At 70.3% G+C, this 20,162-nt stretch carries 19 protein-coding genes; 9 read left to right on the forward strand and 10 right to left on the reverse strand.

Features of this window, described 5'->3' with window-relative positions; translation table 11 throughout:
* Positions 1–5 precede the first annotated feature (5 nt).
* The gene (locus ACIRL2_RS10350; protein WP_078980120.1) at positions 6–833 is read left to right on the forward strand and encodes a ParA family protein; all 828 of its coding nucleotides are present in this window, start codon (positions 6–8) and stop codon (positions 831–833) included.
* A complete protein-coding gene (locus tag ACIRL2_RS10355) occupies positions 833–2,122 on the forward strand; it encodes a hypothetical protein (RefSeq protein ID WP_402231466.1) in 1,290 nt (429 codons plus the stop codon). The genes ACIRL2_RS10350 and ACIRL2_RS10355 overlap by 1 nt, the downstream gene beginning before the upstream one ends.
* A gap of 439 nt (positions 2,123–2,561) precedes the next feature.
* Here ACIRL2_RS10355 and ACIRL2_RS10360 read toward each other — a convergent pair whose 3' ends face one another.
* The 3 genes from ACIRL2_RS10360 to ACIRL2_RS10370 all read right to left on the reverse strand — a co-directional run bounded on the left by ACIRL2_RS10360 (position 2,562) and on the right by ACIRL2_RS10370 (position 5,468).
* Positions 2,562–4,457, reverse strand: coding sequence for a hypothetical protein (locus ACIRL2_RS10360; protein ID WP_402231468.1), 1,896 nt, complete (start codon positions 4,455–4,457; stop codon positions 2,562–2,564).
* Between the two features lie 387 nt (positions 4,458–4,844).
* A complete protein-coding gene (locus ACIRL2_RS10365; RefSeq protein ID WP_020554288.1) occupies positions 4,845–5,312 on the reverse strand; it encodes a hypothetical protein in 468 nt (155 codons plus the stop codon).
* A 15-nt stretch (positions 5,313–5,327) separates the two neighbouring features.
* Positions 5,328–5,468, reverse strand: coding sequence for a hypothetical protein (locus ACIRL2_RS10370; RefSeq protein WP_395859055.1), 141 nt, complete (start codon positions 5,466–5,468; stop codon positions 5,328–5,330).
* Positions 5,469–6,455: 987 nt separating this feature from the next.
* Between ACIRL2_RS10370 and ACIRL2_RS10375 the strand changes: the two genes are divergently transcribed.
* Positions 6,456–7,172 (forward strand): HAD family hydrolase, encoded by a 717-nt coding sequence (locus ACIRL2_RS10375; RefSeq protein WP_395859056.1) that lies wholly within the window; start codon positions 6,456–6,458, stop codon positions 7,170–7,172.
* Positions 7,173–7,203: 31 nt separating this feature from the next.
* On the opposite strand, the gene dnaN is transcribed toward ACIRL2_RS10375, so the two are convergent.
* Together dnaN and ACIRL2_RS10385 are read right to left on the reverse strand one after the other, a co-directional pair.
* Complete coding sequence (gene dnaN, locus ACIRL2_RS10380) at positions 7,204–8,430, reverse strand: DNA polymerase III subunit beta (protein WP_402231470.1); 1,227 nt, start codon at positions 8,428–8,430, stop codon at positions 7,204–7,206.
* 1,100 nt (positions 8,431–9,530) lie between these two features.
* Entirely contained in the window at positions 9,531–10,841 is a 1,311-nt protein-coding gene (locus tag ACIRL2_RS10385) for an amidohydrolase family protein (RefSeq protein WP_402231472.1), read from the reverse strand.
* Positions 10,842–11,031: 190 nt separating this feature from the next.
* Between ACIRL2_RS10385 and ACIRL2_RS10390 the strand changes: the two genes are divergently transcribed.
* Positions 11,032–11,562, forward strand: coding sequence for a MarR family winged helix-turn-helix transcriptional regulator (locus ACIRL2_RS10390; protein WP_402231474.1), 531 nt, complete (start codon positions 11,032–11,034; stop codon positions 11,560–11,562).
* 153 nt (positions 11,563–11,715) lie between these two features.
* On the opposite strand, the gene ACIRL2_RS10395 is transcribed toward ACIRL2_RS10390, so the two are convergent.
* Complete coding sequence (locus ACIRL2_RS10395; protein ID WP_402231475.1) at positions 11,716–12,852, reverse strand: DUF4328 domain-containing protein; 1,137 nt, start codon at positions 12,850–12,852, stop codon at positions 11,716–11,718.
* 368 nt (positions 12,853–13,220) lie between these two features.
* On the opposite strand from ACIRL2_RS10395, the gene ACIRL2_RS10400 reads away from it, so the two are divergent.
* Together ACIRL2_RS10400 and rox are read left to right on the forward strand one after the other, a co-directional pair.
* The gene (locus tag ACIRL2_RS10400; RefSeq protein WP_402231477.1) at positions 13,221–14,006 is read left to right on the forward strand and encodes an isochorismatase family protein; all 786 of its coding nucleotides are present in this window, start codon (positions 13,221–13,223) and stop codon (positions 14,004–14,006) included.
* A gap of 40 nt (positions 14,007–14,046) precedes the next feature.
* Entirely contained in the window at positions 14,047–15,489 is a 1,443-nt protein-coding gene (gene rox / locus ACIRL2_RS10405) for a rifampin monooxygenase (RefSeq protein ID WP_402231479.1), read from the forward strand.
* Between the two features lie 34 nt (positions 15,490–15,523).
* On the opposite strand, the gene ACIRL2_RS10410 is transcribed toward rox, so the two are convergent.
* Positions 15,524–15,751, reverse strand: a complete 228-nt coding sequence (locus tag ACIRL2_RS10410; protein WP_402231481.1) for an NAD-dependent epimerase/dehydratase family protein — start codon at positions 15,749–15,751, stop codon at positions 15,524–15,526.
* A gap of 189 nt (positions 15,752–15,940) precedes the next feature.
* On the opposite strand from ACIRL2_RS10410, the gene ACIRL2_RS10415 reads away from it, so the two are divergent.
* Positions 15,941–16,537 (forward strand): TetR/AcrR family transcriptional regulator, encoded by a 597-nt coding sequence (locus ACIRL2_RS10415; protein WP_395859063.1) that lies wholly within the window; start codon positions 15,941–15,943, stop codon positions 16,535–16,537.
* Between the two features lie 116 nt (positions 16,538–16,653).
* Here the strand turns inward: ACIRL2_RS10415 and ACIRL2_RS10420 are convergent, their stop codons facing one another.
* The 3 genes from ACIRL2_RS10420 to ACIRL2_RS10430 form a co-directional block, all read right to left on the reverse strand.
* Positions 16,654–17,301 carry a formylglycine-generating enzyme family protein gene (locus tag ACIRL2_RS10420; RefSeq protein ID WP_402231483.1) on the reverse strand — a complete coding sequence of 216 codons (648 nt, stop codon included), beginning with the start codon at positions 17,299–17,301 and terminating at the stop codon, positions 16,654–16,656.
* Positions 17,302–17,452: 151 nt separating this feature from the next.
* Complete coding sequence (locus tag ACIRL2_RS10425; RefSeq protein WP_402231485.1) at positions 17,453–17,971, reverse strand: GNAT family N-acetyltransferase; 519 nt, start codon at positions 17,969–17,971, stop codon at positions 17,453–17,455.
* A 315-nt stretch (positions 17,972–18,286) separates the two neighbouring features.
* Positions 18,287–19,087: an MBL fold metallo-hydrolase gene (locus tag ACIRL2_RS10430; protein WP_402231487.1), complete on the reverse strand. Its 801-nt coding sequence runs from the start codon at positions 19,085–19,087 to the stop codon at positions 18,287–18,289.
* An 86-nt stretch (positions 19,088–19,173) separates the two neighbouring features.
* Between ACIRL2_RS10430 and ACIRL2_RS10435 the strand changes: the two genes are divergently transcribed.
* Both ACIRL2_RS10435 and ACIRL2_RS10440 read left to right on the forward strand, forming a co-directional pair.
* Positions 19,174–19,833, forward strand: a complete 660-nt coding sequence (locus ACIRL2_RS10435) for an ABATE domain-containing protein (RefSeq protein ID WP_402231489.1) — start codon at positions 19,174–19,176, stop codon at positions 19,831–19,833.
* A gap of 58 nt (positions 19,834–19,891) precedes the next feature.
* Positions 19,892–20,161, forward strand: coding sequence for a hypothetical protein (locus tag ACIRL2_RS10440; protein WP_402231491.1), 270 nt, complete (start codon positions 19,892–19,894; stop codon positions 20,159–20,161).
* Position 20,162: the final 1 nt, after the last annotated feature.

A 20,162-nucleotide genomic window follows, 5' to 3' on the forward strand; every position in this document is an offset into this window, starting at 1 on the left:
GCACCATGGGTGCAGTAGTGGCGGTGGCCAGCCAGAAGGGGGGTCCCGGGAAGACGACGACGACGGTGAACCTCGCGAGCGCTCTGGCGATCAACGGCTTTCACGCCCTCGTGGTCGACCTCGAGCCGCAGGCCCAGGCCGGCGTCGCGCTCGGCGTGGTCCCGCAGCCCCAGCGTTCGGTCGGCTTCGCGCTGTACGCCCAGCTGAACGGCATGACGCCCGACGTACCGGAGATGATCTTCGACCGCAGCGAACTGCTGAAGTCGTTCGAGACCACCGGCAGCCTCAGCCTCTTCGGCTCGGTGCAGAGCACCATGGTCGACGCGGAGCGCAAGATCGCCGGAATGGACTTCTCCACCACCGGCATCCTGCGGCGCATCCTGGAACCCATCCGCCGTACCCCCACGATCATCCTGATCGACACCCCGCCCAGCGTCAGCGCCCTGTCCGCGGTCGCCCTCGCCGCCGCCGACTTCGTGGTCGCGGTGTGCGAACCGCTGTACGCGACCGTCCAGGGCGCCGCGGTGATCAAGGGCCTGACGGCGGCCACCTCAGAGCGCACCCTCGGCGAGTGCGAGCCGCGCTTCCTCGGCACGGTCATCAACAAGGCCAATGCCCCGTCCCGCCGCACCAGCGAGGACGACCAGGTCGAGCAGCGGCTGGCCGACTACGGCCTCGACCCCTTCCAGACGCAGATCCGCCGGGACAGCCGGATCTCGCAGGCGTACGAGATCGGGCGCCCCGTCTGCATAGAGCAACCGAACATCGCCGCGAGCGTTGCCTACACCGAGCTGGCCATCGAACTGTTCGACCGTGTGAAGCAGGCAGCCTGATGACAGACGAGAAGCCCGCGCCCAAGTCGAGGGCCAAAGCCCGGAAGGCCCCCGCCGTCCAGTCGTCGGTCCTGGCGGCTGCGCTGCAGGACGCCATGAACGGCAGCTTCCTCAACTCGGGCACCGATTCGACGGCGGCGCTCCTCGCACAGATGGGCGGCGGCGGCAGCGGCACGTCCGGCGGCATGACCTCGGGGCCGCCGTTCAAGAACGCGGCAACCGCCGTACCGGCTACCGAACCCGAGCCGGCTCACGCCCCCGAGCCCGAGCCGGTACACGCCGCCGCGGCGCCCGCCGTCGAGGAGGCTCCCGCTCCGGCGGCCGCGCGTGAGGAAGCCCCGCGAGCCTCCGAAAGCACGGTTTCGCCTGCGCAGGAGCCCGTCGCGGCCGCGGCCGCCGAGTCCGTCTCGGCACCCGAGCCCGAGCCTGCGGCCGAGCCCGTGACTGCGGAGCCGTCCTCGGAACCGGCGGCGGCAGCCGCCACCCCGAACCCCCGGCCGGAAGCCACACCCGAGCCGGAGCCGGCTCCCACCCCGGCACCTCGCCTCGAGGCGGCCCGGCCCGAGCCCGAGCCCGAGCCGGCTCCGCACCCGACCGCCCAACCGGCACCCATGCCGACCTCACAGTCGGAGCCGGAGCCCGCAAGAGCCCCCGACCCCGCCCCGGTTGCCGAAACCACCCCCCGTACCGCAGAGCCGGTTCGGACCCCGGCTCCCCAGCCGGCGAAGGCATCCGCCCCCGCCAAGGCCCCGGCCGCCCGCGCTCCTCGGCGCAGCGCTCCTGCTCCGGCACCCGCCGCGCCGAGCACGGTCGGCAGCGGTGCCGGCGGGCAGTCGGCGCACGCGTCGCTGCTCGATAGCTTTCTCGACGCACGGATAAACTCCAAGGGCTGGGAGACCTGGGGATTCCGGCTCCTGCCCGACGTCAAGGCACGCCTGGGCAAGCGGCTGACAGCCGACAAGCGCTCGTCGCAGAACCGGCGGCTGGCCCTCGGCCACTACCTCAACGCCGCTTTGCTCGAACTCCCCGACGACAACGACGAGCAGATCGAGATGATCCGCTCGTTCCTGCGTGCCAGGGGCGGTATCACCGACCCCAGCCAGTCCTCCAGCTACCGGGTCAGCCCGGCCGTGTACGAACTCGCGCGCGACCTCGACACCGAACTCACCGCGACCGAGAAGCGGGGTTTGGTCGTGTACCTGTTCTCGGCCGCCGTCGAACTGTTCCTCGAACGTCTCGACGCCGAGGGCGCCCTCGGCCGCCCCGAGATCTTCTCGCCCCAGCAGTAACCCGCCGTCGGCGGGCACGGAGGCCATCCAGTCCCCCGTGCTCGCCGACGGCGCACTCATGTGCCCCTCCACGAGCACGGGCGCGCAAGCGCCGAACCCGACCGAGCGGCAGCCCACGTGCCTTCCTCGCACGATCGCCGGCCAAGCCCCCTCGGCTTCCTGAACGCAAGTCCCGGCAAAAGCCCGAGCCCGAGCATCTCGCCCAGGACCGCGTCGAGCCTCGCTCCGCCGTCCGCATGCCCGGCCACCGGCCGCGACGCGAACAGCCCGCCCGAATAAACCTATTCGCCCTATTCATCAGCGCTCGGGGGCTTTCTCACCAAAGCCGAACGCCGCCTCGCACCACCTCGCCCGATCACTGCAAAGTCGCTGAACGGCCCGCTGAGGCCATCACAGACCCCAAGGCCACCGAACTTCCCGCCGACCGCACCGAAGGCGCTCAGAACGCCGACTGAAGGGCTCGGGGCGCGCTTCCCGCAGCCTCGGCCGCTGCCTCACGGTCCTCACGGCACTCGGCGCAGACCCCGTCCTCCCGGAGCCCCCGAACCGCCCTGTCGCAGTCGTCGCAGGTGCCGATCGGCGCCGGAGTCGGCGTCCGTCGGGCCGGCACGACCGGTGCCTCCACCTGCCGGGACCGGTACGCGGCACGCCGCTCGGCACCGAAGCGGTCGTCCGCCGCCGCCCGCCGATCCTCGTCCTGGCGGGCGCAGTTGCGGCAGGCATACGGGTCGCCGGCCACCCCGACGCCGGGACCGCTCGCGGGCAGCCACAGGCGGCCGTCCTCGCAGTTCGGATCGGCGCAGCCACGCCGGGCCAGCCCTCGACCGTCCAGCCAACCCATGGGGCTCCTGACGGCCCCTTCCTGGGTCCGCCAGCGGTACGCCAGCCGGGCGAAGACCCGGTCCGCGTCGCCCACTTCGGCCACGGCGCGGTCCACCAGGCCGGCGGCGAGAACCCGCTGTCCGGTGCTCATCCTGGCTACCAGCGGGCCGATTCCGGCGAACGCCTTCGCAGCCGTTGCGGAGATGGTGGTCCGGTGGTTCGACGCCGTCACGTGTCGAGTTCGACGGGGTTCCGCCGCAGGCGCCCCATTCGCAGGGGTCGTCGTGAAGGCCGATCGCGGGCTTGTCGCGGGCTCGCGCCCGTCTACTCCGCAAGACGCCCTTCGGGCGGAACCCCCTCGGGAGTCCGCGTTCATCTGTAGGTCAATCGGAGTGTCTTCCTTATACGTGACGGAGGTCCCAACCCCCTGCGCACCCGACGTCCATTGACCCTCCGCACATAGGCTCCGACCTGCCGAAATACCGTTCTGGGGCGACTCGGACGGGCCCACGAGACCGGTTCGCGAAGCGGTCTTCGAGGGCATCGCGGAACGGGCCGCGGGAAGCGTCGCGGCAGCCGCTCGCGACTCCCCCGCGGCCCCGTCGCGGAAGGTCTCGACGGCCTCGACGGCCTCGACGATCCCGCTCGCCTTGTTCGGCTCGCTCGTCGCACCGAACTCCCTCGCAGGCTCTCCCCCCGTCTCTTCCGCGCTCCCCTTCGCGCAGAGTTCCGCGCTACCGGCCGCGGAAGACTCCGCGCTGTCGTTCCGAGCGCCCTCCGCAGTCCCCTCCTCGGAAAAATCTCCGGCGAAGATGTCCACCGGCTCGATCGCCTCGGTGTCCACACCCGCGGCCGCCGCCGACTCGTGTTCGCTCGGGTGCTCGAACGGTCGGAGCGGCACGAGCATGTTGCGGCCCTGCCACCCTTCGCGACGGCCCACCTCCACCCAGCCCCAACGTTCCAGGTCGGAGACCACGCCGCGGGCTGCGCGAACGCTCACCGGCTCGCCGATCCGGCGGCCGGACTGGTGTCGGAGCACGTCGGCGAGCTCCGCGTAGGTCAGGTGGTGACCCCGGGCCCGGGCATAGCAGATGACCGCGTACGCCCGTGCGTGCCGGTGCGGCACCGCGCCCAGGAGGGCCACGGGCACCATCACCCACGGTTCGCCCTTCTCCGGTGTGCGCAACCGGCGAACGGCCGAAGTCCCGGTACCGGAAGGCTTGGTGCGGCGTACGACGGTCAGTTCCTCGCCGGCGGTGAGCTGCTTCTGCGCGGCGTACAGGGACGACGGCGCCTTGAGCGCGACCCGGCCGTCGGGCTGGGTCACCGAGCGCACGGTCAGGCCCAGGTAGCGGGCGATGGTGGTCAGGTCGGCGATGCAGCCGGGCTGATTCGGGCCGGCCGCGAGATGGCCGACCTTGGCGGCGAAGACGAAGGCCAGGTCGCTGTACGCCTCGCCGGTCACCACACACAGCGGGACCTTGACGGAGGCACGGCGGACCGAGTCCGGCATGGTCGGATCGACGCCTCGGGCGCCACCGACGCGAACGCGCGCGGCGCGCAAGGCGGCGCGGACCCGAGCCTGCATCGTGAATCCAGAGGATTCGGGCACACTTGAAGAGGGCAAGGACCTGGCTGAAGACAGCACTGGGCCTGCCTCGGGGATCGCAGGTATGATCTGCTCCTGAAGCTGGTGAAGAGAAAGAGGTATGGCTGACCCGACCGTTCGGCGCGTGGAAGTACCGGAACGGCTGGGTCTCACTGTTCGGTTGTGTAAGCGGCTGACAGGCCTCCTTTCTCCGACGGCGCCCTTAGGGGCGCTGAGCTGCGAGCGAGTGGACTAGGGCTGGACTCCTAGGCCACTCGCTCTGCTTTTGCGGCCGATTCCGCCGCGGGGTGGTCAGGCGGCACCGTGGCGTCGTCCGACCTGCTCCTGTTCGGCGGCGAGGGCCCGCAGAGCCTGCTGAGCCCACGCGCCGAGCGTGAGGTACTGGTAAGGCGTGTTCTCTTCGACGAACCGCAGCGCGAGCGCGGCGTGTTCACTCGGTCGAACGGCCAGGTCGGCACCCGAGGGGTGCACGTAGAGGCCGGTCATCGGGTCGACATCGGCGAGATCGCCCACTCGTGAGTGCTCGATGGCCAGGTGTTCCCACAGGCGCAGACGTTGTGGCGTATTGCGCGCATAGTTCTCGCCCGGCCAGCTGATCCTTCGCAAAGCCTCGAAGGTGAGCAGGGGCAATACATCGCTGGGCGAGAGCACCGTCGGGTGCAGCACGTTTCGGTCCCGTGCCTCGTAGCCCACCTTGCTGGGCAGACCCGCGATGGCCGCGAGCCTCGCCACGGTCCAACGCTCCCGGGAAGTGGCCATGACCGTCCTTTCGTGTCAACGCCCGAAGCCTATCGCGATCTCCGGCAAATAACTTCCTGTCAGGAGAGTCGGCGTGTCGCGTATCGCGATGACGTCGTCACGAGAACAGCGCAAAAGCCCAGAAAATAAGGCATTGCCGCCGTGTTCGATCTGCATGTTGGAAGATCCGCCCGCACATCCATCCCCTGTCACGCATGAATACCCAGGCGCCGAGTGTGTGCTCCGTCGTCTGTTTCGTCGCGTGTTCGTTCGCGTGAGCCGGTGCTTGATCGACCGTCGGATCCACCGTTCGCCCCATTGCGTGACCGGCCGCCACACCGAGCCGACGCCCCGTCGTGAGACCCGCCGCGAGATCCACCGGCGGCTCCACCGCCCGGGCCGCTGTTCCGCCCGTTGCTCCGACCGGCCGCCCAGGACTCCGCGCGTCCGCCGACCGAGCCGCACAGCCACCCGCACACCCGCCCATACAGCCATGCGGATTGACGAACGGGTTGGGTTATAGAACGTCATACATCTGCCCGCACATCGCCACGCACATTTCCACGGACAGACCGCCGTGCGGATTGCCGAACCGGTTGCCATGCAAGTTGCAGGTCAAAGGCCATTTCCGGAGTGGCTCGACCCGTCCGTTAGTCGCCGTGTATCAGCGTCCATGCGACGCCTTACGCGGCGCTCTCTCGCGTTTGTCCGGCGTCTCCGTGATGCCCTGCCGGCGCCTTCCCGGGCCCTCCCAGAGCCTTCCTCGTGCCTCTCCGCAGAGTGGGCACGGTGGATTCGTGGTGATATCGGGGCCCGCCGGCTCTCGGAAAAGCACGGCGGGCGGCGGTGTGGGGCCGCGAAGCGCCGGTGCCGGGCTTTCCCGGGCATGAGCCGGGCCGCGTGATCGACCGTCGAAATCACCGTAAATAGCCAGGAAATCTACTTTTAGGGTTGATAAGGAAGTGCCCTCGGCGTCATCGGCTTGTCTCGGCATCCATCGATCGGGCATCCCGGGAGTGGCACGATCCGGCGAAAAAGCACTCCGAGTGCGCATGTCAGCGCTTTCCGTAGTGACTTCGGTGACCCCGTCGTCGATGCGTGGGGCGACGAGTGCGATGCTCTGAGCAACGGCCGCACACGTGGTTGTCGACGATCGGAGTGCGCATGGCGACTGATGAAGCCGGCCCCCGGCTGGTGTTGTGGGACATCGACCACACGCTGATCGACGGCGGAACGGTGTCGAGGCGAGCCTACGCCGCGGCGTTTCGCCAGATTTCCGGGCGTGCGCTGGACCAGCCCTGGCAGTTCGACGGGCGTACCGAGTTGGCTGCGGCGAGCGAGGTGCTACGTGCGCACGGGATGCCCCCGGAGGGCGGCATGCTCGATGCCTTCCTGAACCTGATCGTTGCCGAACTCCGGGTACGTGAAGCCGAGTTGGCTGCGGAAGGGCGTGTCCTGGCAGGTGCGTCGGAGGTACTGACCGCGCTCGGCACGATGCCCGGCGTACACCAGTCGGTGCTTACCGGCAACCTCTACTCGCTCGCCGTGTTGAAGATGACGGTCTTCGGCCTCGCCGACCACGTCGACTTCCGGCTCGGTGCGTACGGCGACGACGCCTACGAGCGAACCGACCTGCCCGCGCGGGCGTTCGCACGTACGGAGGAGCACCTGGGTCTGCGGCACGTCGGTGCGGACACCGTGATAGTCGGGGACACCGTGCGCGATGTCGCCACGGCCCGGGCGGCCGGCGCGTGGTGCGTGGCTGTGGCGACCGGTAGGACGAGCATGGCCGCGTTGGCGGAGGCGGGCGCCGATGTTGTGCTCGCGGACCTGGCCGATACGGACGCGGTGTTGAACGCGCTGATGGGCCGCGCGGCGTGAGTCCTGGCGAGTCGTCGGGCCGGCAGGCTGATCAGGTGCCGCGCATCGGCATCAGCAGGTAGCGATAGTCCGGAGGCTCCGAGGCGCTCGGGGCGTCGGCGTCGCGATTTGGGCTGCCGGCGTGCTTGTTCGGCTCGGCCGGGGAGTTCGGATCATCGGACCCGTTCGTCCGCTCCGGCTCGTCCGCGTGGGTGTCGTCTGTCAGGACGGTGGGCTTCGTGGGTGCGCTGAACACCAGCCGAGCGGTCGGCGTACGGAGCGCGGCCAAGCCGTCCAGGAGGTGGGTCGGATTGAACGCGACCCTGGTCGGCTCGCCCGTCATCGCGACCGGCACCGTTGCGCGCGCTTCGGCCTGGTCGGTCGTACCGGCCTCGATCCGGAGCGAGTCCCGTGCGAACGACAGCCGGACCGGGGCGTTGCGGGTGACCACCAGGGACACCCGCCGCACGGCCTCGATCAGCGCCGCGGCGTCGATCGTCGCGACGGCGGTGGTCTCGTTGTCGAACAGCCAGTCGTAGCGCGGGAACTCGTGGTCGAGCAGTCGCGTGGTCGCGTGTCGCCCACCCCCGGCCAGCCCGAGCAGGCCGCGGCGACCCGGTTCCGGGCCGAGTGCGAGCCGGAGGTCCTCGCCGTCTCCCGGGTGCTTGGTGAGATCGGCGAGTACCCGAGCCGGCACCAGGGCGGTTCGCGCCGGATCCTCGGTGGCCGGGCGCCACGGCAGCCGTCGCACCGCCAGCCGATAACGATCGGTCGCGGCCAGGATCAGCGCGTCGTGGGCCAGGTGCAGCCGGATCGCGGTGAGTACGGGCAGGCTCTCGTCCCGGGCCGCGGCGATCGCGACCTGCGCGACGGCCTCGGCGAATCCGGCCGCGCTCACGGTCCCCGCGGTCTCCGGCAGCGGTGGCGTGGCCGGATAGTCGGCGAGAGCCGGCAGCGGGAGCGCGAAATACGAACCGGCGCAGGTCACCCGGGCTCGCGCCGGGTCCACGCTCAGGTCCACCGGGTGGTCGCGGGGGAGGGCGCGCGCGATGTCGGCGAGCAGCCGACCGGGGACCAGGATCTCTCCGGGCCGGCCGACCTCGGCCGAGACCTCGATACCGGCCGACACCTCGTAGTCGTACGCGGAGATTGTCAGGGTGCCGTCGGCAGCGGTGAGTCGGAACGAGGCGAGAGCGGGAATGACCGGTCGCGCGGGCAGTGCGCGCACGGCCCAGCCGATGCCCTCGACGAGGCGGTCGCGGGATATCCGTACCTTCACAGGGGCCCTTTCCGAGAACTCGACGAGGAGAATGGTCGCTTGTCGATCGAATCCTTGTTCGATTGTCGGGGAAGCGACACTAACGGAGGGCTCGGACAGAGAGCGGTGTCCCGTCGCGGCGAAGGCTGACCGCAGGGAAGGTCGACCGCAGGGAAGTTTGATTGCGGCGAGGGGCGATCGTAAGGAAGGCCGATTGCGGGGACGGTCGATCGCCGCGCGGGTCGAGCAGTCTCGCCGAAGTGGGAGCGGCGCCGGTTCGGCGAGGCGAGCTTCGCCAGGCGGTGACCGCGGGCCGGGTGTGGGCGCGGATGGTGTGGCGACGGCGTGCGGGCGAGTGTGCCTCGGGGGCCGGGCGGAGGGGGTTCGCTCGCTGAAGCGGTACCCCTATATAGGCGCGTTCCAGCCATGAGCGCGTCCTGTATATAGAGGTGTCGTTCTCCGCCGCGGAGGCATCGTCCTCCGCGCGGCTTCGGGCGGACCGGACGGTGACCGTTGCTCCGCCCGAAGCCGCCGTGCGGGGTCGGCTCGGCTGCGGTGTCGGCTCGGCTTCGGTGGGGTCTATCGTGTCGAGTAGTACACGTATGCGGCCACTCCGCCGAGGGCGACCAGGTTGAAGACTTTGGCCTTTATTCGCCCGGCACGCGTGAGTGGGACCTGCGGGGGTGCGTACGCCGGGCCGCCGCCGTCCGCGAATCCCCCTGACCCACCGCATGTCGGGCACGGCACCATCGCCTGCATCCGCCCGGATCCGCCGCATCCCGAGCAGGACCAATTGTTGTCCGAGCCCATTCCGTTCTGGCCGGACCCGCCACAGCCGTTGCAGATCGTGTCCATCGGGACATAGCGCTGTCCGGAACAGCTCCCGCAGTACGTCACCCTGTGCCTCCCCACGATGATCCCCCACATCTGGGACCAGAGCCTGCATGAGGACTGTCCACGGGTCAACGAACGGGGAAGCGGGAGGTGAGTGAACCGGGAGGACATGTGGGGTGCCACCGGCACCGCATGCCGTTTCCCGGCCGGTTGCCGGTTGCCGATCGTCGGGTGTCGTTGCCGGCACGCCCGGTCGTATCCGGTCGTGCCGGCTCGTGCTCGATGGGTCAGGGCGTGGTCGCCAGGCGGGCGGCGGAGTTGTGGGCGTCCGCGAGAGCGGTCGACAGGTGCGGGTGGGTGAGTCGGCCCGCGCGCTTGACGGTGCGGCCCGCGATCAGGACGGTGTCGACGTTGCCCGGATGGGCGCACGCCACGACCGCCCCGGCGATGTCGTGCGTGGCGCCGACCAGGTTGACCGCGTCCGCGCGGAGCAGGACCACGTCGGCCTGCTTGCCCACGGCCAGCGATCCGATTCGATCGGCCAGGCCCAGCGCGGCGGCCCCTCCGATGGTGGCCATACGCAGCATGTCGGCTGCGAACAGCCTTGATCCATTGGCTAGTTGGCTGGTCAGCAGGGCCGCGCGAAGGAGCGAGAACATGTCGCCGGGGCCGCTGGTGACCACGTCGGCCCCGAGACCGGTGACCAGTCCCACGGTGCGGGAGCGGTTGATCATCGGAGCGCCGTGTCCCATCTGTGCCTCGATGTGCGGCGCGATCGACAGCGCGCCGCCGGAGTCGGCGATCATCGCGAGCTCGTCGTCGGGCAGCGAGTTGCCGTGGATGTACAGCGTGCGTGCGTTCAGCAGGCCGCGGTCGCGCAGCGCCTCGATGGGACGTTGGGCGACCGGACCGCTGCCGACGTGTACGGCCAGCGGGATGTCCAACTCCGCGGCCAGGCGCCAGTCCTCCTCGACGACGTCGATCGGTGTGTACGACGGCCCGCCGGGGGCGAGCGCGAGAGTGACCAGCTCGTCGTCGCCGGCGAACAGTCGTGCGCGCAGATCGCGCACGAGGCGCGGGTCGCGGGCGGCCGGGTCGAACGGCGGGTGGCCGTAGCCGAAGACGGCCCGGATGCCGGCCGCGCGCAGTCCGCTCACCGCCGCGTCGCCGTGTTCGGCGCGGTGTTGCACATGCGAGAAGTCCTGCACCGTGGTGATGCCGGAGTCCAGGCACTCCAGCGCGCCGACGAGGTTGCCGGTGTACACGTCCTCGGGACGCATCGCGGGGGAGAGTCGGCCGAGGACCAACCCGAGGTAGTCGCCGAGGTCGCTGTCCACGGCCACCGCCCGCAGTACCGACTGCCAGACGTGGCGATGGGTGTCGACGAATCCGGGCAGCACGATCCGCTCGCGTGCGTCGACGACCTCGGCTCCCTCGGCGGACAGCCCGGAGCCGACGGCGGCGATCGTGCCGTTCTCGATCAGGACGTCGGTGTTCGGCCGGGCGGTGACATGCGGGTCGGTGTCGACGACGGTGCCGCCGCGCAGGAGCAACCGGTCGGGGGAGTGGGTGCGGGCGTGGGTGGCGGAGGTGGTCACGGGTGTCTCCGGAGGGTGTGTGGAGGTATGGGGGATCGGAGCAGAGCGGATGGGAAGTGGACCGGAGTCGGACCGGGCTTGAACCGGGCTCGCACCGGGCTCGCACCGGTCTCGAACTGACGTCGAACACCAAGAAGCTCACTTGAAAGCTTTTCTGAAAGCTATCAGGTGGTTGTAATACGCTGTCAACATGACTGCCCCCCAGGACCGTGCGAGCGCCCTCATCGGCGCGTGGCAGACCGAACTGCCCGACGTGCTGGACACGACGACGGAACTGAGCAAGCGGATCATGCTGCTCGCGGCCGACCTGGACGAGGCGACCCGACGCGAGCTACCCGAATTCGGGCTCACCCCGGCCCAGTTCGGCGTCCTGGTCGCGCTGCGTCGGGCCGGCGCGCCCTATCGGCTCAAGCCGACGGAACTCGGCCGCGCGCTGCTGCTCTCCTCGGGCGGTACCAGCAATGTCACCAACCATCTGGTCGCAGAGGGTCTCGCCGAACGTCTTCCGGATCAGGGCGACGGGCGGGGCACGCTGATCAGCCTGACGCCGCGGGGCGTACAGGTCGCCGAGGACGCGGTCCGTGCCAACGCCGCCGCGCACGCCGAGGTCTGGCGCGGCGCACCGGCGGCGGCGATCGAGGCGGCGACGCTGGCCCTGCGCGAGATCGCCGCCGCGACCGAGATGCCTCGATCACGGGGACGGACACGCGACAACGTCTGACAGTGCGACCGCATGACCGCGTCACCACGTGACCGCGGGTGCGGACGCCTGACGCGAGTCGCGGCCTCTCCGTCGCCGTGGAGTTGCCCGTGCCGGCGCCGAATGCCCCTCTGTCCAGGGCAACTTCGCGGGAGGAGGGGGGTCCCGGCTCGGTCAGAACGGGGCCGGCGGGTTCCGGGGGCGGGGCGGGGGCTGGTGGGGGACCGGGGGCGGCTCGTGGCTTCCGGTCGTCCGACCGGCATCGGGCTGCTGCGTCGGGTGGGTCGGCCGGCCCGGGGGCGTCGGGTACGCCGAGGGGGCCGGTTCCATCGAGGGCATCCCCGGCGTGCCCGGCATCCCCGCGATGGGATGCGCGGGGTGCGCCGCCTGCATCGGATACGCGGAGTGCATGGGATGCATCGCGTACATGGGATGCATGGGGTGCATCGTCGGCGGGGTGACGAGGGCACGCTCGTACTCGGACTGGAATGCGGTGATCCGGGCCACGACCGCGATGGCGAGGCCGGCCGCCGCGATGAGGATGAGAAAGGCCCAGCCCGCGGCGGTGTCGGCGGTGCGGTACGACTCGTGGTACTCCCGCCAGGAATCGGTACCGGAAAAGTCGTCGCCGCCATCGCTCTCACGCCCGAAGACACCGAAGAGCATCACGATGTTCGCCGCGACGTAGGTCAACCACCAGGCCGACAGGAGGGGATGCCGGCCCGGGGTGAAGCCGCCTCGCATCGGCGCGCGCGGGTCGCTGGCCTTCCAGATGTCGTGCGCGATCAGCGGCGGGAAGAACAGGTTGGCCACCGGGCAGAACCAGCCGCCGATCGCCCAACCGCTGGAGAAATGTTGGACCGAAGGCGGGAAGAGTTCGACGTTACGGCGTGCGCGGTGGAACCAGATGACGAACATGACCATGACCGCGACGATGGCCAGACTCGCCAAGCCCCACCACACGCCGATGGAATGATTCGCCGCGTCGGGGTCGGCGGACACCCATCCGCCACGCAGGGTCTGGTCGACCAGATTGGCGCGGTGGAACAGTGCGATCGCCGCGAGCAGGGACAAGACGGCGGTGACGCCGAGCAGGATGTAGAGCGCGAGGGCGGGTCCGCGCAGGGAGCGGAAGACCGGGGCGTACCAACCCGGTGGCGGCGTCGCGGCGGGACCGAACCGGGCGAAGCGCTGGTCCAGGGGCGCCGTCGAGTCGGATACCGGGGCGGCGGGCGGGGCGTATTCCTGGTGACCGCAGTTGGTACAGCGGTCCGGCAGCGTCGAGCGGGCGCCGCAGGATGGGCAGAGCACGAGTTCGGATCCCCCGTCGATGGTCGGTGCCGGCCATGCGCACCGGTGGGGGAGAGGTCGCGGTGGGCGGTCCGGCCCTCTGTACCCCACATGGTGTAACCGGCATCATGCCGTGTGTATCCCCCACGCGTCACGGGTGAGTCGACGATGAATACGCAGGGTGATAACGCTCGCCCCTGACCCTCCCTGACCCTCCCTGACCGTGCTCCCTGATCCTGACCCCCTGATCCTGGCCCCGACCCGCTGATCCCTGAGCGTGGCAACCCCCAAGGTCGCCGTGCAGGGACATCGACGACGTCGTGTCGCACCGAACACCGAGTCCCCTGGACCGCGAAGGTTCGAGAGGGGCGCGAGGAGGAGTTGGTGTCATGCCCACCTCGAATGACCGGGACCCCGCGCACGCATGGTGTATCCCGGAGCGCGAGTACGAGCGGCACGAGAGGCGGCGAGGGCGGCGTTGGGCGTATCCCCATCTCGATCCGCACCGTACGGCGTTGGTGGTGATCGACATGGTGCCGTTCTTCACTGAAGCCAATCCCTACGCCCGCGGCATCGTGTCCCGCATCCGGAACCTGGCCGCCCACATGCGCAGCGCGGGCGGCACCGTTGCGTGGGTCCTCCCCGAGCCCACACCGAACATCGAGGCGGCTCGGGAGTTCTACGGCCCGACCGTCGCCGCCCTGTACCTGGCCAGTGGCGGGACCGGGCCGGTGGAACAGCGCCTGAGTCCCGGACTGACACCGGTGGTCGGCGACCGGTTCGCGGCAAAGACCGCGCACAGCGCCTTCTTTCCGGGGCGTTGCCCATTGCCCGGCCTTCTGGAAGCGAGAGGGATCACCACCATCCTGATCACGGGCACCACGACCGACGTGTGCTGCGAGTCCAGTGCCCGAGACGCCTTCACCCTCGGCTACCGCGTCATCGTCGTCGCCGACGCCACGGCCACGGGCACCGACCACGCCCACAACGCGAGCCTGCGCACCGTGTACCGATCGCTCGGCGACGTGCGCACCACGCGGGACCTCATCACACTGCTCGCTTGTCCGTATGGGGTGGGAAAAGCGAAAGGCAAGGAGTGTGTTCACTCCTTGCCACTCTCAACTTATAGCGCACCGGGGGGCTTGCGGCAAGGCCCCCGTCGAGCCGCAGAATGATCGACCTCAGCTCGACAACCTGCGGAAATGAGCTTTTTTGATGATTGACGTGATCGTGGTGGGCGGCGGACCGACCGGCTTGATGCTGGCCGGCGAGTTGCGGCTGGCCGGAGTCCACGTGGTCGTGCTGGAGAAGTTGACCGAGCCGACCGGGGAATCCCGCGGGCAGGGCCTGCACACGCGCAGCGTCGAGATGATGGACCAGCGCGGTCTGCTGGACCGGTTCCTTGCGGTGAGTGACAAGTTCCAGGCAGGTGGTCTCTTCGGCCGCATTATGAAGCCGTGGCCGGAGCGGTTGGACACGGCGCACCCGTACGGCCTCGCCACGCCCCAGCCGCTGACCGAGCGGGTGCTCGACGAGCGGGCCCGCGAACTCGGTGCCGAGATCCGGCGCGGCTGCGAAGTGGTCGGGCTGAGCCAGGACGAGGACGGGGTGAGCGTCGAGTTGGCGGACGGTACGCGCCTGCGCTCGCGCTATCTCGTCGGGTGTGACGGCGCCCGCAGTGCGGTGCGCAAGGGGATCGGCGTCGGCTTCCCCGGGGAGCCGGCCAAGGTCGAGACGATGCTGGGTGTCATGGAGGTGACTGCGGATCCGGCGACGATCACCGCCGTCGTCGCGGAAGTCCACAAGACTCAACTGCGGTTCGGCCTCATGCCTCTCCAGGACGAGAACGAGGGGCTGTACCGCATCGTCGTGCCCGCCGACGGGGTGGCCGAGGATCGTTCGACCCCGCCGACCCTCGAGGAGTTCAAGCAGCGGTTGCGGGCCGTCGCGGGCACCGACTTCGGCGTGCACTCGCCGCGCTGGTTGTCCCGGTTCGGCGACGCCACCCGGCAGGCCGAGCGCTATCGGGTCGGCCGGGTGCTGCTGGCCGGCGACGCGGCGCACATCCACCCGCCGACCGGTGGGCAGGGGCTCAACCTCGGCGTGCAGGACGCGTTCAACCTCGGCTGGAAGTTGGGTGCCGCGGTCAACGGTTGGGCACCGGAAGGGCTGCTGGACAGCTATCACGCCGAACGGCACCCGGTGGGCGCCGCCGTGTTGGAGAACACGCGGGCGCAGATCACCCTGCTGGGGACCGATCCGGGAGCGACCGCGCTGCGGGAACTGTTCTCGAAGCTGATGGATTTCGAGGAGGTGAACCGGTACGTCACCGAGATCATCTCCGCGGTCGGGATCCGCTACGACTTCGGCGACGACCAGGGCCATGAACTGCTCGGTCGGCGGATGCGGGACGTGCCGCTGAAGGTGGGGCGTCTGTACGAGCGGATGCACGCCGGCCGCGGACTGCTGCTCGACCGGACCGGCCGGCTTTCGGTGACGGGCTGGGCGGATCGCGTCGACCACGTCGCCGATCTCGGGGAGGAACCGGACGTGTCCGCGATGCTGTTGCGGCCGGACGGCCACGTGGTGTGGGTGGGTGAGGATCAGTCGGAACTGGAAAGCCGGCTGTCCGAGTGGTTCGGCGCCGCGGCCGGCTGAGCGGGCGGGTGCGCCGGCGCGCTCGAGGTTCGCGTCAGGAGGTGGGGTCGTCCCAGTCGAACCGCACGGAATGGGCTCCGTGTACCGGACGGGCGCGCCGACTCGCGGCCTTGACCGGGTGTCCTGCGGCGAGGAGCCGGGCGGCGATGCGGCTGCCGGTGGTGCCGGTGGCTCCGATGACCAGGGTGAACTCCCGGGTCTCGTACGCGAGTCGGCTCTCCTGCACGCCTGCTGTCTCCTGCGCGGGTCGGCTTTCGTTCACGCGTTGCTCCCGGCGACGTCGGCGGCGTCCCAGCGGGCGAGCGGGCTCATGGGTATCTCCATCCCGTACGATACGGACCCGGGGTCCGTTTCATACTTCGACAATACGGACCCGGGGTCCGCTTTGCAAGCGAGGGCTGCCCGAGGAAATACGGAGGCGCGTCATGGACGACGAAGACGGAGGAAGCGGATGACCGAACGCAGGCCCCGCGCGGACGCCACGCGCAATCGCGAGGCCGTTCTGGCGGCTGCCGATTCGCTCTTCGCCCATTGCGAGAGCCCGGAGACGGTGACCATGGCCGACATCGCCGCGGCGGCAGGCGTCGGCAAGGCGACGCTCTTCCGCGGCTTCGGCGACCGCACCGGCCTGATTCAAGCGCTGTACGCGATGCGCCTGGCGCCGATCGAACTCGCCGTCGAATCCGGTCCACCGCCCCTGGGGCCCGACACGCCGCCGCTTCGGCGTGTACCGGCGCTGCTCGACGCCGTCCTGTGCTTCAAGCTGGACCATCGCCACCTGGCCCTGGCGCTGGAGGGGACCGGCGGCGACAGTCCCTACGACGCGGCACACTACGAACGCTGGCACGGCGCGATCCGGGCCGCGTTGGAGCGGATCCCCGGATTCGGCGACGGCGAATTCGCGGCGCATGCCCTGCTCGCCGCCACGCGCGCGGACCTCGTGGAACACCTCGTCGGCGGAGAGCGGATGACGCGGGAGCAAATGCGGGCGGACCTGGCGCGGTTCACGGCCGGGGTGTTGGGAGCGAGCGCGGTGGACGGGGACTGATGCCGCGCCCGGCACTGGGCTGCGACCCGACCGGAGCAGGCTTCGCACCGGCCCCGGACCGGGCTTCGATCCGTTGTACGCGGCGGGCCCGCCGACCGACCGGGCAGCCGGGCAGGTCAGCGGGGGGTGCGCGCGATGCGGAAGCCCACGTCGTCGACCTTGAAGGTCGGGTGGCTGCGGCGGCGGGCGGAGGCTCGGCAACTCCAGTGTTCGTCGAACCAACCGCCGCCGCGCAGCACCCGGTAGGAGCCGTACACCTCGGCGTCGTAGACGTCCCAGCACCAGTCCCAGACGTTGCCGAGCATGTCGTACAGGCCCCAGGGGTTGGGCTGTTTGCCGCCCACGTCGTGGACGCGCTCGCCCGAGTTCGCGCGGTACCAGGCGACTTCGTCCAGAGGGGCGTAATGCGGTCCCGTCGTGCCGGCCCGGCAGGCGTACTCCCACTCGGCCTCGGTCGGCAGCCGGTACCCGTCGGCGGCGGCGTCCCACTCGATGCCCTCGTCGTCCGCGTCGACGTGGTACGCCGGTGTGAACCCGTCGCACCGGGACAGGGCGTTGCAGAACCGCACCGCGTCCCACCAGGAGACACTTTCGACCGGTAGCCGATCCCCCTGCGGGCCGGTCGGTCGCAGGCCGGTGACCCGCGCGTACAGCGCCCGGGTGACCGGGAACGCGGCGAGCCGGTAGGGCGCCAGCTCGACCGACCAACTGCGTTGCGTCCGGCGGTCGGTCAGGGTCACCCGCCCCGGCGGGATGTCGATCATCGGATCTGTCGTACCGGCGTTCATCGGGTGTTGATCCTACCGGCTCGAACTCCGGCGGCCGTGTGGTCGAACGCGCGGGTGCCCGGGTCGGGTGTGGGCTGCCCGGCCGGTTGTGCGGGGCGAGGTGGCGCGTCCGCCGGTCGGGTGCGGGTCACATCGGGAAGGAGCGCAGGCGTACCGCGCCGTCCGGCCAGGTCGCGGCGTCGTGCAGGGGCGTCCACATGGTGCGCAGCGGCATGAGAACGAGGCCCTCGGGCTGTCGGACGTGTACGTCTCGGTCGAGGGAATGCCACCCGAGCCGCCGGTACAGGGTGACGAGGGGCGGTCGACAGAAGAGAAGGCCGTGTCGTGGCCCCATCGTTCGGGCGTGATCAAGGGCCGCCGCCAAAACCGTCCGGGCCAGTCCGCGTCCGCGCACATCGGGTGCGACGGCCACGCCGCCGATGCCCACCACCTCCGTGTCGACCTCGCCGATCGACACGGGCAATCGCAACAATCCGGCGTGGGCCACGAGACGGCCGGCGTCCCTGATGCCGAAGTGATCCTCCTTGGGCAGCCAGGTCAGGCCGGTGTCCGCGACGCCGAAGGGGTCGGCACCGTCGCCCAGGATCTCGTTCTGCTCGGCCTTCGTGTATCGGGTGAGGCGTTCCGCGGCCGGGTGTCCGCTCATTGCGCTGGGGCTCCGTACATCGTGATCGTTTCGTACTTCGTACTTTGCACTTCGTGCGTTGACGGTGGTCGGAGAGGTGCCCGGTCGTCCCGTTCGACCATCGGTGGGTCGTAGCCGTAGCCGTAGTCGTGGCGCGCGCGGTCGCTGTCGTGGTGCGCGATTCCGCCGGTCCTGTTCGGGGCGGGGCCACGGACGGGCCGCCCGGAGCACGGCGTTCGGGTCCGGTGTGGGAAACGAGCGGGGCGAGGAGGCGACGCCTGCGCGCGGCTCCCGAGGTGGGTGAGGTCTCGGGAGCCGGGGTTCGGGTCGGTGGGGTCAGGCCAATTCCAGGCGGTCGATCAGGCCGGCCGCGGTGAAGGCGTCGATGAGGGCGGTGCGGCCCTCGGTGAAGTGGCCCCAACTGTCGAAGTGCACGGGGACCACGCGCCGTGCGCCGAGGATCGAGGCGGCTTCGGCGGCCTGGGCGCTGTCCAGGGTGAGGAGCGCGCCGTCGAAGAGCGGCGTGCGGGCCGCTCCGGCGAACAGGACGGCGGTGTCGACCGGGCCGACGCGTGCGGCGATCTTCTCGACCACGGTCAGGGAGGCGTTGTCCCCGCTGACGTAGACGGTGGGCAGGTCGGCGGCGGTCAGTACGAAGCCGACGACCTCGCCGGTGATGGGTTCGCAGCCTTCCGGCCCGTGCTGGGCGGGGGTGGCCGTGACGGTGACGGTGCCGCCGCCGGGGCGGGGCAGGTCCAACGATTCCCACGGGGCCAGACCCCGGGACGTGCCGCCGAGGCGGCCCGCGCCGCTGGGGGTGGTGAGTACCAGTGGGACGTCGGCGAGCAGCGCCCGGCCGGAATGGTCGAGGTTGTCCGGGTGCTCGTCGTGGGAGAGCAGGACCGCGTCGATGGGGCCGAGGTCGGCCGGGTCGATGGTGGCGGGGGCGGTCTTGGTGAGGAAGCGGTTCTCGCCGATGGGGTACTCGCCGGGCGCGTCGAACGCGGGGTCGGTGAGGAACGTGAGCCCGCCGAACTCGATCAGCGCGGAGGGACCACCGAAGACGCGGACGGCGATCTGCTCGTTCCCCCGCTTGCCCTGGACGTTCTGCGCGTTGGTCGCACTGCTGCCGGTCACTGGACACCTCACGGATAATTGTTGTGTTTGCCGTGAGAAAAGCTAGCCGATCCTCACGGACAACGGCAAGGCTTAACATGAGAGTCATGAAGGAGACCGTGTTGGGCGAGCCTGCTCGTGCCGCCCACGCCGCTCATCCGGTGCTGCCGGCCGCGCCGGGGGCGGAGCGTTATCTCGCGCTCGACCTGGCCAATACCGACCTCGCGCTGCCCGGTGGTCAGGAAGTGGATCTGCTCGGCACGCCCGCGTCCGCGAAGGAGTGGCTGGTGACCCGAGAGCTCGCGCCGCCGGACACCGTGCTGTACGACGTGTGCGCGGGCCGGTTGCGAGCGCTGCGCGACGAAGTGCGAACACTGCTCTCGTCTCGGATCGGTGCTCTCTTGGCGCCCGACGCGTCGGTACGCGCCATCAACGACGCGTTGACCAGTGCCCCGTCGGCCGCGCTGCTGCACTGGGACGAGGTGCGCGGGCCGTACCGCGCCCAGGCGCACCCGGTCGACCAGATCGTCAATCACGCCATCGCGATCCTCGCGGCGGACGCCGCCGACTTGCTCACCGGCCCGGACGCCGAGCGCCTGGCCCCGTGCGGCGCCACCCCCTGTAGCCGCTTCCTGGTCCGCACCCACGCCTCCCGTCAGTGGTGCTCGGTCCGCTGCGGCGACCGAGTGCGCGCGGCCCGCGCGTACGCCCGGCGAACACAGACGCAGACGCAGACGCAGAAGCCACCCACGCAGTCGCCGTCGTAAGCGGAGGGCGAGCGACGGCGCGTGCCGGCATCCTCCCCAGCACTACAGCCGACAGCGCGTGGTCGAGCTCGAGCCGGGCAGTCGCGTGGTCTGGCGGGTCACCGACAGCCACCTGTCCTTCATCCCGGAGCCGGGTGAGTGGACCGGAACCGAGATCGTGTTCGACATCGTCCCGGCCGCCGGCGGCACCGAACTGCGGTTCACCCACGTCGGTTTGGTGCCGGACGTCGAGTGCTTCGGCGCGTGTTCCACGGCCTGGCTGCACTACGTCGACGGCAGTCTGCGCAGCCTGATCACCACGGGAGCGGGCCTTCCCGATCCGTGGTGAT

Source organism: Embleya sp. NPDC127516 (assembly GCF_044765325.1).
GTDB lineage: Bacteria > Actinomycetota > Actinomycetes > Streptomycetales > Streptomycetaceae > Embleya.

Coding starts and splice junctions, on each gene's coding strand:
- rox (WP_402231479.1), top strand. CDS start 14,047: ATGATTGACGTGATCGTGGTGGGCGGCGGACCGACCGGCTTGATGCTG.
- ACIRL2_RS10370 (WP_395859055.1), bottom strand. CDS start 5,468: ATGCAGATCGAACACGGCGGCAATGCCTTATTTTCTGGGCTTTTGCGC.
- ACIRL2_RS10435 (WP_402231489.1), top strand. CDS start 19,174: ATGAAGGAGACCGTGTTGGGCGAGCCTGCTCGTGCCGCCCACGCCGCT.
- ACIRL2_RS10375 (WP_395859056.1), top strand. CDS start 6,456: ATGGCGACTGATGAAGCCGGCCCCCGGCTGGTGTTGTGGGACATCGAC.
- ACIRL2_RS10400 (WP_402231477.1), top strand. CDS start 13,221: ATGCCCACCTCGAATGACCGGGACCCCGCGCACGCATGGTGTATCCCG.
- ACIRL2_RS10425 (WP_402231485.1), bottom strand. CDS start 17,971: ATGAGCGGACACCCGGCCGCGGAACGCCTCACCCGATACACGAAGGCC.
- ACIRL2_RS10420 (WP_402231483.1), bottom strand. CDS start 17,301: ATGATCGACATCCCGCCGGGGCGGGTGACCCTGACCGACCGCCGGACG.
- ACIRL2_RS10350 (WP_078980120.1), top strand. CDS start 6: ATGGGTGCAGTAGTGGCGGTGGCCAGCCAGAAGGGGGGTCCCGGGAAG.
- ACIRL2_RS10415 (WP_395859063.1), top strand. CDS start 15,941: ATGACCGAACGCAGGCCCCGCGCGGACGCCACGCGCAATCGCGAGGCC.
- ACIRL2_RS10355 (WP_402231466.1), top strand. CDS start 833: ATGACAGACGAGAAGCCCGCGCCCAAGTCGAGGGCCAAAGCCCGGAAG.
- ACIRL2_RS10360 (WP_402231468.1), bottom strand. CDS start 4,457: ATGCCGGACTCGGTCCGCCGTGCCTCCGTCAAGGTCCCGCTGTGTGTG.
- ACIRL2_RS10365 (WP_020554288.1), bottom strand. CDS start 5,312: ATGGCCACTTCCCGGGAGCGTTGGACCGTGGCGAGGCTCGCGGCCATC.
- ACIRL2_RS10390 (WP_402231474.1), top strand. CDS start 11,032: ATGACTGCCCCCCAGGACCGTGCGAGCGCCCTCATCGGCGCGTGGCAG.